Origin of the sequence: Thermicanus aegyptius DSM 12793 (assembly GCF_000510645.1) — a bacterium.
Classification (GTDB): Bacteria; Bacillota; Bacilli; order Thermicanales; family Thermicanaceae; genus Thermicanus; species Thermicanus aegyptius.
Genome location: NZ_KI783301.1, coordinates 2,899,779 through 2,914,597, shown reverse-complemented (window position 1 = coordinate 2,914,597; position 14,819 = coordinate 2,899,779). Strand labels below are relative to the sequence as shown.

The 14,819-nt window shown below is 39.0% G+C and carries 17 protein-coding genes and 1 pseudogene; 12 read left to right on the top strand and 6 right to left on the bottom strand.

Going from position 1 to position 14,819, the window contains the following annotated elements; genetic code table 11:
* A partial coding sequence (locus tag THEAE_RS21360; RefSeq protein WP_245605578.1) for a sigma factor-like helix-turn-helix DNA-binding protein occupies positions 1 to 197 on the bottom strand: 197 nt, incomplete at its 3' end.
* Positions 198 to 271: 74 nt separating this feature from the next.
* Between THEAE_RS21360 and THEAE_RS23615 the strand changes: the two genes are divergently transcribed.
* The 11 genes from THEAE_RS23615 to THEAE_RS0115500 all read left to right on the top strand — a co-directional run bounded on the left by THEAE_RS23615 (position 272) and on the right by THEAE_RS0115500 (position 8,168).
* Complete coding sequence (locus THEAE_RS23615; protein WP_245605577.1) at positions 272 to 436, top strand: hypothetical protein; 165 nt, start codon at positions 272 to 274, stop codon at positions 434 to 436.
* Positions 385 to 954 carry a recombinase zinc ribbon domain-containing protein gene (locus THEAE_RS0115545; protein ID WP_245605635.1) on the top strand — a complete coding sequence of 190 codons (570 nt, stop codon included), beginning with the start codon at positions 385 to 387 and terminating at the stop codon, positions 952 to 954. Before THEAE_RS23615 ends, THEAE_RS0115545 begins: the two co-directional genes overlap by 52 nt.
* A complete protein-coding gene (locus tag THEAE_RS0115540) occupies positions 918 to 1,367 on the top strand; it encodes a recombinase family protein (RefSeq protein WP_000267062.1) in 450 nt (149 codons plus the stop codon). The genes THEAE_RS0115545 and THEAE_RS0115540 overlap by 37 nt, the downstream gene beginning before the upstream one ends.
* 3 nt (positions 1,368 to 1,370) lie before the next feature.
* Positions 1,371 to 2,942, top strand: coding sequence for a recombinase family protein (locus THEAE_RS0115535; protein ID WP_000301253.1), 1,572 nt, complete (start codon positions 1,371 to 1,373; stop codon positions 2,940 to 2,942).
* A gap of 150 nt (positions 2,943 to 3,092) precedes the next feature.
* Positions 3,093 to 3,869: a MerR family transcriptional regulator gene (locus THEAE_RS0115530; RefSeq protein ID WP_000062149.1), complete on the top strand. Its 777-nt coding sequence runs from the start codon at positions 3,093 to 3,095 to the stop codon at positions 3,867 to 3,869.
* Positions 3,853 to 4,749 carry a DUF2268 domain-containing putative Zn-dependent protease gene (locus THEAE_RS0115525; RefSeq protein WP_001167590.1) on the top strand — a complete coding sequence of 299 codons (897 nt, stop codon included), beginning with the start codon at positions 3,853 to 3,855 and terminating at the stop codon, positions 4,747 to 4,749. Before THEAE_RS0115530 ends, THEAE_RS0115525 begins: the two co-directional genes overlap by 17 nt.
* Positions 4,750 to 4,889: 140 nt before the next feature.
* A complete protein-coding gene (locus THEAE_RS0115520) occupies positions 4,890 to 5,129 on the top strand; it encodes a single-stranded DNA-binding protein (RefSeq protein ID WP_000567890.1) in 240 nt (79 codons plus the stop codon).
* A 59-nt stretch (positions 5,130 to 5,188) separates the two neighbouring features.
* Positions 5,189 to 6,025, top strand: coding sequence for a hypothetical protein (locus THEAE_RS0115515; protein ID WP_000948664.1), 837 nt, complete (start codon positions 5,189 to 5,191; stop codon positions 6,023 to 6,025).
* Between the two features lie 27 nt (positions 6,026 to 6,052).
* A complete protein-coding gene (locus THEAE_RS0115510; RefSeq protein ID WP_000998178.1) occupies positions 6,053 to 6,967 on the top strand; it encodes a hypothetical protein in 915 nt (304 codons plus the stop codon).
* Positions 6,968 to 6,994: 27 nt separating this feature from the next.
* Positions 6,995 to 7,573: a hypothetical protein gene (locus THEAE_RS0115505; RefSeq protein ID WP_001286136.1), complete on the top strand. Its 579-nt coding sequence runs from the start codon at positions 6,995 to 6,997 to the stop codon at positions 7,571 to 7,573.
* A 100-nt stretch (positions 7,574 to 7,673) separates the two neighbouring features.
* Entirely contained in the window at positions 7,674 to 8,168 is a 495-nt protein-coding gene (locus THEAE_RS0115500) for a nucleotidyltransferase domain-containing protein (protein ID WP_000253894.1), read from the top strand.
* A gap of 484 nt (positions 8,169 to 8,652) precedes the next feature.
* On the opposite strand, the gene THEAE_RS0115495 is transcribed toward THEAE_RS0115500, so the two are convergent.
* From THEAE_RS0115495 to THEAE_RS21350, 5 genes are all read right to left on the bottom strand, one after another.
* Positions 8,653 to 9,822, bottom strand: a complete 1,170-nt coding sequence (locus tag THEAE_RS0115495) for a protein kinase family protein (RefSeq protein ID WP_028988100.1) — start codon at positions 9,820 to 9,822, stop codon at positions 8,653 to 8,655.
* Positions 9,823 to 9,924: 102 nt separating this feature from the next.
* Positions 9,925 to 10,209, bottom strand: coding sequence for a hypothetical protein (locus THEAE_RS0115490; RefSeq protein ID WP_028988099.1), 285 nt, complete (start codon positions 10,207 to 10,209; stop codon positions 9,925 to 9,927).
* Between the two features lie 7 nt (positions 10,210 to 10,216).
* Positions 10,217 to 11,332 (bottom strand): hypothetical protein, encoded by a 1,116-nt coding sequence (locus THEAE_RS0115485; RefSeq protein ID WP_028988098.1) that lies wholly within the window; start codon positions 11,330 to 11,332, stop codon positions 10,217 to 10,219.
* A gap of 856 nt (positions 11,333 to 12,188) precedes the next feature.
* The gene (locus tag THEAE_RS22255) at positions 12,189 to 12,515 is read right to left on the bottom strand and encodes a transposase (RefSeq protein WP_028988097.1); all 327 of its coding nucleotides are present in this window, start codon (positions 12,513 to 12,515) and stop codon (positions 12,189 to 12,191) included.
* 126 nt (positions 12,516 to 12,641) lie between these two features.
* A complete protein-coding gene (locus THEAE_RS21350) occupies positions 12,642 to 13,250 on the bottom strand; it encodes a site-specific integrase (protein ID WP_245605576.1) in 609 nt (202 codons plus the stop codon).
* Positions 13,251 to 13,424: 174 nt separating this feature from the next.
* Between THEAE_RS21350 and THEAE_RS21345 the strand changes: the two are divergent.
* Positions 13,425 to 14,761: pseudogene (locus tag THEAE_RS21345) on the top strand (ISLre2 family transposase).
* Positions 14,762 to 14,819: the final 58 nt, after the last annotated feature.

The following is a 14,819-nucleotide window of genomic DNA, read 5'->3' as shown; positions in this document are numbered from 1 at the left end:
ATCGGGAGTACTCGTTTTGTTTCAGCGGAATATTCCTTGGTCCGATATACATTCTGTCGTTGAATGACCGTTGGAGCTGTCTGATTCGATAGGTACTTGCGGACGGTATTTCGTGAAATCCCAAGTTGTTTCGCAATTTGTCTTTGCGATAATCCTTCAACCTCCTTTAAAAATTTGATATGATGGTATTGAGCCATGGTGATCATCCTTTTCTTCTTCCCCTCTTATGTAGTTTGACTTCCGCTTTCTATCATAAGAGAGAGGATTTGATTTGGAAATGCCGTGGCTCATTTTTATTGTGATCGAACCTCGCTTTAGTGGCTCAATTTTAGATTATCAAATACAATTATTTGCTCTGAATGTGGCAGTACCTTTAAAAGACGGATTCATTCATCTGGAAGAAAATACATCGCTTGGTGTTGCAGTAAGCATATAAGCAATATAACGGAATGTTCTATGCAGTTCATACGAGATGATGATATAAAGACTGCATTTGTTACGATGATGAATAAACTCATATTCGGTCAGAAGTTCATATTAAGACCACTTTTGGAGGGGTTACGTAACCAGAACAATGCAGCGAGTTTTCATAGAATTGAAGAGTTGGAAATTAAGATTGAAAACAACATGGAGCAGAGCCAGGTGCTTACGGGTTTAATGGCCAAAGGATATCTGGAACCTGCTCTTTACAATAAGGAAAAGAACTCACTGGTACAAGAAAGAGAAAGGCTTCTTGCTGAAAAGGATCAACTTACTCGTTTCGTCAATGGAAATCTTGCTAAGGTAGAGGAAGTTAATCATCTACTTAGGTTTGCCACTAAGTCCAAAATGCTCACAGCCTATGAGGATGAGCTGTTTGAAAATTACGTAGAAAAGATTATTGTTTTTTCACGAGAGGAAGTCGGATTTGAATTAAAATGTGGAATCACATTGAAGGAAAGGTTGGTGAATTAATGGGTCACACACCCTATGGATATAGAATTGAAGATGGAAAGGCTGTTGTAGATGATATAGCAGCGGAAAAAGTAAGGGAATTATTTTCAGGGTACTTGGCAGGACTTTCTTTGAAGGGGGCTGCTAAAAAAGCCGGGATAGACTGCTACCACGCCACAGCAAGTAAGATGTTGCAAAACAAGCACTACCTTGGCGATGAATTCTACCCTCCAATTATTGATGAGGAGACCTTTGAAAAAGCAAGAGTAGAAAAACGAAAACGAGCAAAAAAGCTAGGAAGGATATGGGAACCTAAAGACGAACCGGAAACGGATTATCCTATAAAGTTCAAAGCAAAACCTCTAGTGCAAAAATATGACGACCCATACAAGCAGGCGGAATATGCCTACAGTTTGATAGAAAGCGAGGTGTAACAAGTGGCAGTGAGTAGGAATGTAACAGTCATTCCAGCAATTAAACGAATCGGAAATAATAAAAATAGTGAAAGCAAACCCAAAATACGAGTGGCCGCTTATTGCCGTGTTTCAACGGATAGTGAGGAGCAAGCTTCAAGTTATGACATACAGATTGAACATTATACAAATTATATTAAGAAAAACAAGGAATGGGAATTGGCAGGGATTTTTGCGGATGATGGCATCACAGGTACAAATACCAAAAAGCGAGATGAATTCAACCGCATGATTGAAGAGTGCATGGCAGGAAATATTGATATGATCATCACAAAATCCATCAGCCGATTTGCCAGAAACACGTTGGACTGCCTTAAATATATCCGGCAGTTAAAGGATAAAAACATCGCCGTATTCTTCGAGAAAGAGAATATCAACACACTAGATTCCAAGGGCGAAATCATGCTGACCATTATGGCATCCCTTGCCCAACAGGAAAGCCAGTCCTTAAGCCAGAACGTAAAGCTGGGTATTCAGTATCGATATCAGCAAGGCGAAGTCCAGGTGAATCACAAGCGTTTCCTTGGATACACCAAGGATGAAAACAAGCAATTAGTGATTGACCCAGAGGGTGCTGAGGTTGTTAAACGGATTTACAGGGAGTACCTAGAGGGAGCCAGCCTTTTACAAATAGCAAGAGGACTAGAAGCAGACGGTATTCTAACAGCGGCAGGCAAAGCCAAATGGAGACCAGAAACACTGAAAAAGATACTGCAGAATGAAAAATACATCGGTGATGCCCTTCTACAAAAAACATATACGGTTGATTTCCTTTCTAAAAAGCGAGTCAAGAATAACGGCATCGTTCCCCAGTATTATGTGGAAAACAGCCATGAGCCTATCATTCCACGCGACCTTTTTATGCAGGTTCAAGAAGAGATGGTTCGAAGAGCGAATCTTCGGGGTGGCAAGGGCGGTAAAAAGAGAGTATATAGCAGTAAGTATGCTTTATCGAGTATTGTTTACTGCGGACAGTGCGGTGATATTTACAGACGGGTACATTGGAATAACCGAGGATACAAGTCAATTGTTTGGCGATGCGTCAGCCGTCTGGAGGAGAAGGATTCTGAATGCACTGCCCCTACCATAAATGAGGAAACATTGCAGACAGCAGTGGTTAAGGCTATTAACGAACTTTTGGCTAACAAAGAACCATTCCTCTCAACCTTACAGAAAAACATAGCTACTATATTTAATGAAGAAAATGATCATACCACCGATGATATTGATGGCAAATTGGAAGAATTACAGCAACAGCTTCTTATCCAAGCAAAGTCAAAGAATGACTATGAGGATGTGGCTGATGAAATTTACCACCTTCGTGAATTGAAGCAAAATGCACTTGTAGAGAATGCAGAGCGAGAAGGGAAAAGGCAACGAATCGCTGATATGACTGATTTCTTGAATGAACAATCCTGCGAATTGGAGGAGTATGATGAACAGTTAGTAAGGCGACTTATTGAGAAAGTAACGATATATGAAGATAAGCTCACCGTTGAATTCAAGTCTGGGATTGAGATAGGCATAGAAATATAACATTAGTGGCTGACCGTCAGTCAGGAGATAAATCATTCTCTTGGTTGGTGGTTTTTCTGCAAGATCAGGGTTTGAATTACCTCATTTAACTATTGACCCTTACGTTACGTGATACTTTATAATGACAACTGAAGGAGGTGCATATAAGACATGAGTATGAAAGTAAAAGAAGTAGCTGAATTGGTTGGTGTTAGTGTTCGTACACTTCATCATTATGATCAGATTGGGTTATTAACTCCAAAAGAAACCACCTATTCTGGCTATCGGCTTTATTCTGAAGAGGATCTTGAAAAATTACAGCAAATTTTATTTTTCAGAGAGCTTGATTTCTCCTTGAAGGAGATTAAAACGATTATCAATAGCCCTTCATTTAATCAACAGGAAGCGTTAATCTTACAACGGAAAATGTTAATTGAGAAACGAAATAGAGTCGATAAAATGATTGAAACCATTGATAAAACGATTAAACACACGATGGGAGAAATTAAAATGTCGAACGAAGAAAGGTTTGAGGGTATTAACTTTAGACTCAACCAGTATGAACAAGAGGCTCGCATGCGTTGGGGGGATCAACCTGTTGATGAGATAAGCGCAAAATTAAGAGACATGGCTATAGATGAACAACAAGATTTATCTCAAAATTGGGATGTGATTTTCAATAAACTTGTACAACTTCGCAATTATTCTCCTAACTCGCAAGAAGTACAAAAAACGATTAAAGAATGGTATGACTTTTTAAATAAGAATTTTGGTAAGTATTCTCTTGATGCCTTCCAAGGATTAGGCCAACTCTATATTGAAGATGAACGCTTTACACAAAACATTGATCAGTATAGTGAAGGATTGGCCAAGTTTATGAGTGAGGCAATGAAAATTTTTTCAGTAAATCAAAAGAAGAAAGGTGGTAGCAATGCAAATAGTAATTGAAGATACAATTAAACAATATGAAAAATTATTTAGTATGGAAGAAGAGAGAGAAGACTTCTATCGATATTCAATGATGAAGCCCTTTGAAAAAATGTGGAATATCATTAACGTTCCATTAAAGGCAAATCAACCTAATGGATATGACGTAATAATGGCTACAAAAATGCTTGGTTACCTTGATATATCAAATACCGAAACTGGAAAGATTGCGTTAGAGATGCTAAAAGAAATTCAAGCTCTTCAAACTGCCTATGACACTTTGAAGATCTGTGTTAATTTTATTCAAAAAAATAATCTGAAAATAAATGCCGATGAGTTAAAATTTGGAATGTATATAGCTGATCCAAAAAAGCTCGAATTGCAAAAGGGATATTGTGGGTTCGGTGGAATCCCAGGTTTTATTCAAGTATCTATTTATCCTAATTCCTATAATATTCCGAAGATACCTGCTGTAATTGCACATGAATTTCATCATAATATCCGTTTTTCATATTTTGATTGGGATCATGGGAACGTTACTGTTGGTGATTACTTAATTATAGAGGGGTTGGCAGAGTCTTTTGCAAGAGAACTGTATGGTGATGAATTTTTAGGACCTTGGGTTACTTCTTTTGACAAAGAGGACTTGGAATATTCAACAGAGATAATAAAGGAGTCACTAGATGTTAAAGGATTTGCTGAGGTTAGTAGTTATATGTTTGGTGACACTATTGCAAAAGAACAGGGCTATCAACCTGTTGGCTTATCACCATTTGCTGGTTATGCAGTGGGTTACCAAGCGGTACAATCCTTTATGAAAGTCAATAATGTAGGAATAGAAGAAGCTACCTTACTTGATACAAAGGAAATATTATACAATTGCGAACTATTTACAAAATAAATAACTCATTTGTGACCGTTAATCAGGAGATAAATTCTTTTGGTTGGCGGTTTTTATTTTGTAATTGAAAAAAGTTAGTAGTGTGTATATAATATTATTAACAATGTTGTTGATATTATTATTGATAAGGAGAGGACAAGATGATTGATGTTAACGAGTTACTAGAACAAGCTATCAGAGAAACTGAAAAGTTGAATGAAGGTGAAGTCTTTCTAGTTAAGGATCTGTTTAAGGGTTACGTATGGAACAGGATACCAAGAAAGGACCGGCTTTTGCTTGGAACTTTATTTCTTAATCGGGTTAGTAAAATGAATGATAATTTAAAGGCTATTGAAAAGACTTCTTCAAATCAGCAAAGATACAAAAAGATTAATTTGTAATGAGTTTTTATAAATCTCATTAATGAATAGAAAAATCATATATGAAAGGCGGTGAATACATGCTAAGTATAGAGGAATACATTGCACGCAGAAAAAAAGAGGATAAGCTCAATGAATTTGACATTGATGCCCGTACACAAAATATGAGAATTTGCGTTGATTATGTATTCGAGTATTTTAGTAATTATTTGAATATTACCGAGGCCGAAGAAAAAACGGTACTCCATGATCAAAAGCTAGATAAGTATCGGAAGCAGCTTAGGGAGTATGACCCTGAAGTTCGAGAATGGGTTGTTGGTATTTACAATGAATACGGAAAGCAAATACACAAACACATTGGAAATATTATGAAGGCGAATGAGTTTTTCTTTCTGTATAGTACTGATAGTGAATTTAGAAATGCTTCCTATGATTGCTATTCGCAGCTCATTAAAAAGTTGCCGTTTCTTAAGGACCAAACAGAGATGCTTTTTATTTTTATAAAAGACTATCATAGGGTAGAAAGCGAACAAAGGTTTAATTTCGGAATACCATCAATAACAGAAGAAATAACTGATTGGATCGATAAAGCCTGGGCAAAGTATCAGGTTAATATTCTTGCCTTTGCCTATGGTTGGATAAGTAGTTTTTATGACAACGAGGATCTTTGGCCATCAACGCATAGAAAGAAGAGTCAATATACTTGGAGGAAGTACGACTACGATTATAAGCAGAAAAGTAATCTCTTTAACCTTGATTCACTATATAGAAAGATGCCGAAAAAATCCTTCACAAAAGGAAGAAAGCAAGAATTTGAAATACTGTTAATGTATTATTGGCTTTACGACATAGAAGGCGATAGTGATTATTGGCAGGAGTATTTGGAGATGGTTTTATCTGCTTTGAAAAAGCAATAGATTTATGAACATAGATGGGGTGAAAAAATGAATGATAAAGAAATAATTCTTTCAAAAATTGCAGAGATTGTTAGCAGACCAGGATTTTTTATAAAGAAAAATTCAGAATTTAAGGCCAGATTAAAATGCTTGGGGCTTAATGACCTTTACGAAAAATATATAGACTACCTAGTACCTTATTTCTACAATCAAGGCTATGCACACAAATTTGAGAATAATAACGAGGAATACGATGTGTTTCTAGGTTTAGATAGTATTTTCTCGGATTTATATAAGGAAAACAGGCATGAGGATATCATCAATCTGCTAAAAGAAATAACTAAATCTTTCAATGTAAGATATATTTCTGAAGAAAGCGATGAAGACTTTGAAGAACTAGCTAAACTATACGAGATTTTAGGGTTAAGTATAACCATTGAATTTGATAAAGTTAAAGTTTCTGCTTGCATGGAAAGTGATTTTGCCAGAGTAAGTGAGATGTTTTCTGTTGAATCATGGATAAAAAGTAACCACAAAGAAGTATATGATGCTTACAAATCGGCAATTGATGCTTATACACAAGGTCATTCAGGAGCTTGTATTGAATCATGTAGGACAAGTATCGTAAGTATATTTTCAAAATATAAAGGGACTGAAAATTTCGCAAAGTGGATGAGAGGTGTATTTAACACTAGCGGAGACAGTGCAACTGCAACGGTCGCCGACTTAGATAGGGCTCTTAAATCAGATCTAAAAAAAGAAGATTTAGCAGATTTTTTTAACGAAAATAAAGATGGAAAGCTGACAAAGACCAAAACAATTTATATGATTTACTCTATGATGTCTGATTACGGGACTCATAGGAATGAGAATACTATTGAATCGCCAACAATTGAAGATGCACTGTTTTGTTTGAGACTAACAGATAGCATTTTATTTTGGGTATATTCAAAAAACAAATAGTGATTTTTGAATGAAGGGGTGAATAATATGTCCGACGTAAAAAATGCATATGATCAGATTATTGATTTCTTGAACAATGAAACAGAAAAAACATTATTACTACGAGGTATTGCTGACAAGGAAAAGCATCAGGCTCTTCTTAAAGCTTTGAATTCTCAAGGGAACTTGAAAGGACTAATTAATTTAATTCATACAACAAAAGATGGAATGGATAATTTTTTTCGATGGGCGGAACTTTATAAAGTTAACGTACCGAAGAAATATGGGCAAGGAATGAAATTATCCAATCTTACAATCTTCTTTGATAATCTAACCACTAAAGGCAATAGTGAAAAATACGATAATTATGAATTTGACTTTATGATTATATGGCCGATTCAAAGTGTAACAAAAAATGAAAAAGAAATTCAGATGTTAAAAGAAATGGCTGAACGTCAAAAAACCAAAAAAATCATATATCTTACAATTAAGGAGCCTTGGTACAACCCTGATTCTTTAGACCCTATTGTGGATCGAGTGATAAAACTGGACTGTGAGAATGATGACCCAAAAGAATATCAGCGTATTCTAGCCGCCTACGAAGAGGATATGAAAAGGCGCTATTAAGTTAGATTATGTGAATTAACAGTATTACCTGGGAGGAATTTAGCATGGCTACTTTTCGGGATGTTATGAAATTAGATAGAAATTTGAACGGAGGGATTACATGGTAAGTAAAACTGACGCCATTGAGATAATAACATACGCTGAAGAAAATGGAATTAACATATGGATTGATGGAGGTTGGGGAGTAGATGCATTATTAGAAGAAGAAACAAGAGCACACAACGACATTGATTTATTTGTGGAGGAAAGTAATAGTAAAAAGTTTGTTGAGATATTAAAAGAAAAAGGTTTTGTTGAAGTTACAGAAGCATATACCACCACATCTCACACGGTTTGGAAGGATACTAAAGGTAGGATAATTGACCTTCATATATTTAAGTTCAACGAACAAGGATACATTGTTTTTGAAGGAGAAGCATATCCTCCAAAAGTATTTAGTGGTATTGGGAAAATAGGCGATAAAATGGTCAGATGTATTGATGCTGAAAATCAAGTGTTATTTCATCTAGGCTATGAGCATGATGAAAATGATATGCATGATGTAAAACTATTGTGCGAGAGATTTAATATTCCTGTTCCGAGTGAATACAAGTAACAAACGGATTCCAATTTTAAGCTGAAGAGCACGTTCAATTTAACTAAGCTAATGTAGTCGATATGTTCCCGTCTACCGATAGTGTCAAAAATGCAGTGGATATGTTTCCGAGAACGGACATACTCAAATGACATTCATTCTATCCTCTCGAGCCATGTGGAAGTCGTCTGTTTGCTGGTCTGGAGTGGTACAAGGGATTAGAAGCCTTGAGATATCAGGCGTTTCAGGGTAGTACAAATCTTGTAAATAGGTGTAACAGGGGCGTTTTCGGAAGGTTGCCGTAAAATTGCCGTAAAATTAAAAGGAAAGCAGAATATATAAGATAATAAGTGCAGAAAGAGCATTGGAATACATCACGGTGTTAATTCATTTCGATTCTTTTTCTTGCTTGGTGGAAATTGAGAGACTTGGTGTCAATATATCCTGCTATGAAGATAGGGGCACGATGGCTTTTAACCGTTGTCGTGCTCCCTGTTGTTTTTAATTAAGAAATAGTCCGAAAAGCCTGTATCATTTCAGTTGTTGTCTTGAAACGCATTGATTTATCTGGATGTAGCCCTTTATTTACAAACTCCCGTAACTTCAAATTAGGTATTGCGTCTGTATTGGTTTTTCCTGTCATCACAAAATACACAATCCTTGTTAAAGCATATGTTTCATGCAGAATGTTATAAGTATCAAATCCTTCAACCACAAGAGAAGGGTCATTGAAGTAACCTTTAAATTCAGTGTTAGCAGTTGTAAGTGAGCTATCTGGGACTTTGACTAAACCGAAATCCGTGATTTTCACAACATGAATATCGTGATATTCTTTCAGCAAAATATTCTTAGGACTAATATCTCTATGTAATCTATCCTTTGAATGGATATATTCAAAAGCCCGCAAAATTTGATTTACAATACTCTTTCGTAACCCTGTTGCCATAGATGAATTATTTTTTTGGATGAAGCTATCAAGAGTATAGTCCATGTGTTCCATTATATATTCGTTTTTGGCTTCATCGTACCGATAGACTTCAAGAATATAGGGTGACGAAAATTCTTTCATCTCGTCGAATTCACGTCTAAATCTTTCAAGTTCTTTTGGTGTTAAGTCCTTTTTTGCCCGTTTTAACACAAAATTTTTATCATAAAACGTATCCCAATACTTGTAAACATTGGCGTATGAACCACTCCCGATTTGTTTTAGTGAAAATGATCTTGTTGTTTGAGGTTGGTCGATTGTTACAATACTGTTCGGAGTAAAAAGCGGTATTGTATAATATAAATCGATTTTATCCATATGTGGGGGTATTGTGCTTCCACCGCTTGTACTTAAAAAATCGCGGCATTTTTTTATTAGGCCCGAATAATATTCATTTATCTCAAAAGCAAGCTTTGTGTTTTTTAGTGCATTATACAAGCCTAATGTTATTTCGATTGTTTTTATTAGACTGCGGCTTGGGTCTGCCCAGAAGTGTGCTTCATAATCTTTGGTAGGAAGTCGCTCGTTCATCATTCTAAACAAGGAAATAAAATCATGATGAAGCGTTGCCAATATTTCGCGTAACTTTGCATGTTCTACACCCGCATATAATTCTGAAAATTCGGCATTTGTTGTGCTATTAGAAAGCAGTTCTCTATATTGGGCTTCAATATAATTTTCTATGTTCATCTTATAACCCCCGATTCAAACAATAACGGTATAAGCGTTATTTTTCCATACAAAACAGGAACACTATGGCCTTATCGGTTTTTCGCTCCATGTGTTTATATGCTATCGAACTTTTTTATTCTTCTTTTCTGTATAAATGAGTAAAGCAACTGCGGGGTCAATGTTTTCTTCTGCTGCTAAAACATTCATTGATACAACAATTAAGGGCTGAGCTTTATCAAAAGGCGCGTGCATATGCTTTACAATTTGATGAACCTTTGAATAAATGTAGGTGCGCTTTGGGGGTGTTAGAGCATTATACTCATTCATAATATCTTCGTACGACATAATACTGCCTGTCAAACACTTTAACGCTTCAAGTATATTATTTCTTTTTTCAATATCCATGTGCCACCTACTTATATTCTCGCCACAGCAAGCGAACATCAAAAAAGTTAAGAGTATGGTTTGTTATAAGCTCGCCCATCTGTACCTTTTCTATTTTATCATAGAAATAATAGTTGACTTCGTTTATATTAGGATTGTCGTTTATCATTTTGAATATGTGAGTATCATTATTAGGAGATAATCCGACCACTGTAAGGTTGCCACTAATAGATTCAAACTCCTTAATAGGATAAGTTTCACTAAATTGCAACTCCGGATTATTACATTTTAGTTTAGTGGCTTCACTAAGTTTTCTCACTAATTCATTTGTGTCATTTTCCCATTCATCCACAGACTTTTTTATCGTAGGGTTATCTTGATAGGCGCAAGCCATTTTTTCTACTGCTTCATTCGCCTGCATCCCTTGCTTAATCACAAAAAGTTTGGAGTTCCCACAGTAAGTAGTTAAAGCATTTGAATAGAGGTAATAAAAATCTTCATCAAGATTGTAATTTTGCATTGGGCTATCACTTAACTTATTCCTTAACGATTCTTGATTGTAAACATCGGCTTTTATGTGAAATGCTCCATGTAAGTAATTAACATTTTTTTCTGCAAAGGTTTCAACATTTCTATCGTAATTGGTTGTGAACAGATAATCATACTTAGCAAAGAATTTTTTTAATGACGCAGGATAATGTTTATAGATTTCATTAACTTTTCCCTGATTATAAATAGAATATAGAAAAAAAGCCTTTAGAGCCTCTCTGATATAATATTTTTCAGGATTAATTATTTTTTTCTTATAGCAAAAGAGGTCGTATATTAAGTAATAGTCCTCAAAGCCTATATTGGGAATAGATAAACTCCCATATTTTCCATACCTACGAATAAAATCATTTAGGGCAAATTTCTCATCAGTTGTAAAAGCATATTTATCATATTGGTTAGAAAGTATAGCCCGCACTTCTAAAAATAGATAACCTAACAACGATAGGATTAGCTCCGGTTCATCTACAATGATATGCTTGGGGAAATCTGCTTCTTTTGTATTTCTAATTGCTCTCAAAATAATAGATTTATTTAGATTATCAACACCACCAAATTGTATGTTAATTCCGTTACCAAACAATAGTGTATCCATGCAATCACTCCATAACATATATAGAAAATTGTAGCAGATAAATAACGTTAGTGCCACAACAGATACCAGTAATTATCGGTTAAATGATGTCTACATTGTTTTTAATAGGGCCGTACTGCTTCATTTGTTTTAGTTTGCCATATGCGCCGTGTAGCCTTTCCTTTTCCTGTTGCAGTCGTTCATACTCCGGTTGCATCGTGGCCACGGCGGGAGCATGTCGCGCGGGCTTTAACACTGTGGGGCGGCTTCATGGAGGATAATGTTGCTTTCGTGCGCCGCCCGGAAACGTTCTTTGTTCTTTTGCCCTACGGTATTTTTCATAGGCAGGCTTTGTTTGACTGTACGCCGTGATGTGCTTTATCAAGAGAGCCATATCGGATAACCGCTTTTCAACGCCTTTCAATGCGTCATCGACAGTTCCCCAGAATACGCAGATCGCGTTTGATAAAAGCGAGTTGTTTGCCTATTCCACGGCGCAGTATCCTATGACCGAACCGACGTTGCTTGGCAGGGTTAGATACAAGCGCCGCTCTTTTTCGGTACGTGCATGGCTTTGGCCGGTTTCCTACGTGCGGCGCATGCAGCACGTCGATGATCGCTTCCAGTTTCTCGCGAGTTTCGTTTAACCACGTCATGTCTGTCGGATACGCGATGTCGGCCGGTTCACAGGTTGCGTCAAGCAGCAGCATCTCTTGATTCGAGTCTGTTTCTGTTTTGGTCCAGCGTGAGCCGAAGGCTTCGCATCACCGTCATCATTACCCTCTGCGGCAATCCATTCATTGACTTCTGCAATCACCTTTTCGCAGAGCTCCTTACGAAAGTGCGTCATGAGCGAAGGATGAAACGGCAGACGCTCCTAATAGCTTGAAAACCAAGAGAAATATTGGGGACTCGGGTTTTCAACAAACGTTTCCACCGTCTCTCGATCGGACTGTTGCAGTCTTTCTTGGATTATCAAGGCACCGAGTGCCATGCGCACGGACACGGCATGCTGACAGCGAAACGATTTTTTGAATAACTTGGCATACTTGTGATCGACCTTCGCCCATGGGATGAGCTGCGCGAACTTGATCCAGCGATTATCCAAATTCAGACGACCGCCAAACGGCAAGAAGATATCACTGGGCAGCAGCAGTTGGTTTTCCTGATTGGCAACGGTTCGTACATGATCGTCATCCTCCATATGTGTCGCCGCCCACATCCAATGCCGGAAGTAGATCGTGGACAGGAAGAATGGGCTAATGCTGTTCAAGGATTCCCTAAGAGGGTTGCATTATGAAACTAAGAAGAAAAAGACGCCGGGCAACTATTACCCCAACGTCTTTTTCTCGTCCCTAGTGGCATCAAGCGAAAACAGATTTTCAAACTTATCGGCGGCGGCTTGGTCGGCGGAGCGCAGGGCATGGCCGTAGATGTTCATCGTGGTGGTGATGCTGCCGTGTCCAAGCCGTTCTGCGATGACCTTGGCGTGTACGCCTTGGTTGATGAGCAGGGTAGCCGATGTATGCCGCAGATCATGGAAGCGGATATATCGGAAACCGTTTTTCTTGATGAATTGCCGAAACCACAGGTAGGGACGCTCGTGATGGAACGGGGTTCCGTCCATATGACAGAATACAAAATGCCGTTCGTTACCTTCGCTGTCATTGCAGCCTTTCCATGCGTCTCCGATTTTGTCCCGCTCCTTCACACGATATGCGTAATAATCTCGCAATTCCTCCAAGACCGAAGGTGGCAACGATATTTTCCGTTTGGAATTCTTTGTCTTCGGTTCTTTGACAATGATCTCGCCTTTCAGGGAGATTGAAACGCTTTGCTGAACGTCGATAACGCCGGATTTCCAGTCAATATGCCTCCATTCCAGCCCGAGCAGTTCACCACGGCGCATTCCGGTAGTCAATGCCAACGTGATCATCATGCGCCAATGATACGGCTCTCGCTGGAGGGCTTCCAGTTAGAGTAAAATGTTCGTGGGCAGAGGGAATGAGAAAATGAATAAAAAATAATTCCCGGATATAGAAAAAGGGCCCTTCTCCTTGGTATAGTTTTAAATGGACAAAAAAACACACACCAAGAAAGGAGAAGGGCCTCTATGCAAAAGATTACCACGAAATTTCCCACAATAAAAGATCTTGAAAGCACCTTGTTTCGCAGATTGCAGGAGCTATTTGCCGAGGGGATGCGTCGGATTTTGGAGGCGCTGGACGATTGGATTATGGAACATCGGGATTCCACTCGCTTTCGCCTCAAAGACCAACGGGAAATCAGTATCGAGACTTTGTTTGGTACCGTGCGGTTCAAGCGGCGATTGTATCTGGACCGAAAGACCGGGAAACACGTCTTTTTGCTGGATCAGATGCTGCAGTATGAGGGGCGGGACAAACTCAGTCCTTACCTGGAAGAATTGGCGATTCAGTTTGCCAGCCAGGGGCCGTCGTACCGGGATAGCGCCCAGCGTCTGAAAACCTTGTTGGGATACCCGGTACTCAGTCATGAAGCCATCCGGGACAAACTCATCGAACAGGCCGAACGCCCAGAACCTGCTCACAATGAACGGCGTCCCGTCCGGGTCTTGTTTGTGGAGGTGGACGGACTGTACACCAAACTGCAGCGTGATCGACGCCGCGGGATGGAAAACCGCATTGCCGTCGTACACGAGGGCTGGGAAAACGAAGGGGGACGAATCCGGCTGAAGGCCAAGCGGCATTATTTACATACCGGAGAGGGCGATTTTTGGGAAGGATTCGGGGACTTTTTGGTACAACATTACGATGTGGATGAACAGACATGGCTGGTGGTGAATGGAGACGGAGCAGCCTTACCTCCTACTTCCACCATTGCGTGTTTACCCTGGACCGGTTTCATGTGGCCCGGGAGCTCAAACGGTATGTTGGACATTTGCCCAAGACATGGGAAAAAGTTCGAAAAGCACTCGCCTCGTTTGATTCCGATACATTGTTGGGGACGCTTACGGCTGTTCCGGAAACGAAAATTGCGGAAGAATGGCGGGAGGAATGGAGGAAGTACCGGGCGTTTTTAGAACGTCATCGGGAACATCTGCGGGATTACCGGGAGACCTTGCGAAACGCAGGCATCGATACGAGCGGAATGAGGCCCATGGGAAGCGCGGAGGCGCAAATGCGGATCATGGCGAAGCGGACAAAAGGCGGAGGGTATAGTTGGAGCGTACGGGGCGTACAAGCGATGCTCAGAACGATCATGAAAATGAAAGAAGGGCGTCCTTTGACGAACCGCAAAGGGGACACGAGCCAAAACGTTTCGTCTGTAAAATCCACAATTCGCCAGTGGTTACGGGAAGTGAAACGAGAGTCGAAAGGGTGTATTGACGGGACAATTCGCTTGTTGCTGGGGCCTATGCAAAGCAGTCCGACGGGGAGAGCTTTAAAAGGATTGTTAAGAGGAAATTAAAGGAAAACCATGCATGGAAAATGAAAGGATGATAAACGAAAGCGCTACCAAGTGAGAG

Coding starts and splice junctions, on each gene's coding strand:
- THEAE_RS0115540 (WP_000267062.1), top strand. CDS start 918: ATGTGGAATCACATTGAAGGAAAGGTTGGTGAATTAATGGGTCACACA.
- THEAE_RS0115505 (WP_001286136.1), top strand. CDS start 6,995: ATGTCCGACGTAAAAAATGCATATGATCAGATTATTGATTTCTTGAAC.
- THEAE_RS0115485 (WP_028988098.1), bottom strand. CDS start 11,332: ATGGATACACTATTGTTTGGTAACGGAATTAACATACAATTTGGTGGT.
- THEAE_RS0115530 (WP_000062149.1), top strand. CDS start 3,093: ATGAGTATGAAAGTAAAAGAAGTAGCTGAATTGGTTGGTGTTAGTGTT.
- THEAE_RS0115500 (WP_000253894.1), top strand. CDS start 7,674: ATGGTAAGTAAAACTGACGCCATTGAGATAATAACATACGCTGAAGAA.
- THEAE_RS0115525 (WP_001167590.1), top strand. CDS start 3,853: ATGCAAATAGTAATTGAAGATACAATTAAACAATATGAAAAATTATTT.
- THEAE_RS22255 (WP_028988097.1), bottom strand. CDS start 12,515: ATGGAGGATGACGATCATGTACGAACCGTTGCCAATCAGGAAAACCAA.
- THEAE_RS0115515 (WP_000948664.1), top strand. CDS start 5,189: ATGCTAAGTATAGAGGAATACATTGCACGCAGAAAAAAAGAGGATAAG.
- THEAE_RS0115520 (WP_000567890.1), top strand. CDS start 4,890: ATGATTGATGTTAACGAGTTACTAGAACAAGCTATCAGAGAAACTGAA.
- THEAE_RS0115495 (WP_028988100.1), bottom strand. CDS start 9,822: ATGAACATAGAAAATTATATTGAAGCCCAATATAGAGAACTGCTTTCT.
- THEAE_RS0115510 (WP_000998178.1), top strand. CDS start 6,053: ATGAATGATAAAGAAATAATTCTTTCAAAAATTGCAGAGATTGTTAGC.
- THEAE_RS21350 (WP_245605576.1), bottom strand. CDS start 13,250: ATGATGATCACGTTGGCATTGACTACCGGAATGCGCCGTGGTGAACTG.
- THEAE_RS0115490 (WP_028988099.1), bottom strand. CDS start 10,209: ATGGATATTGAAAAAAGAAATAATATACTTGAAGCGTTAAAGTGTTTG.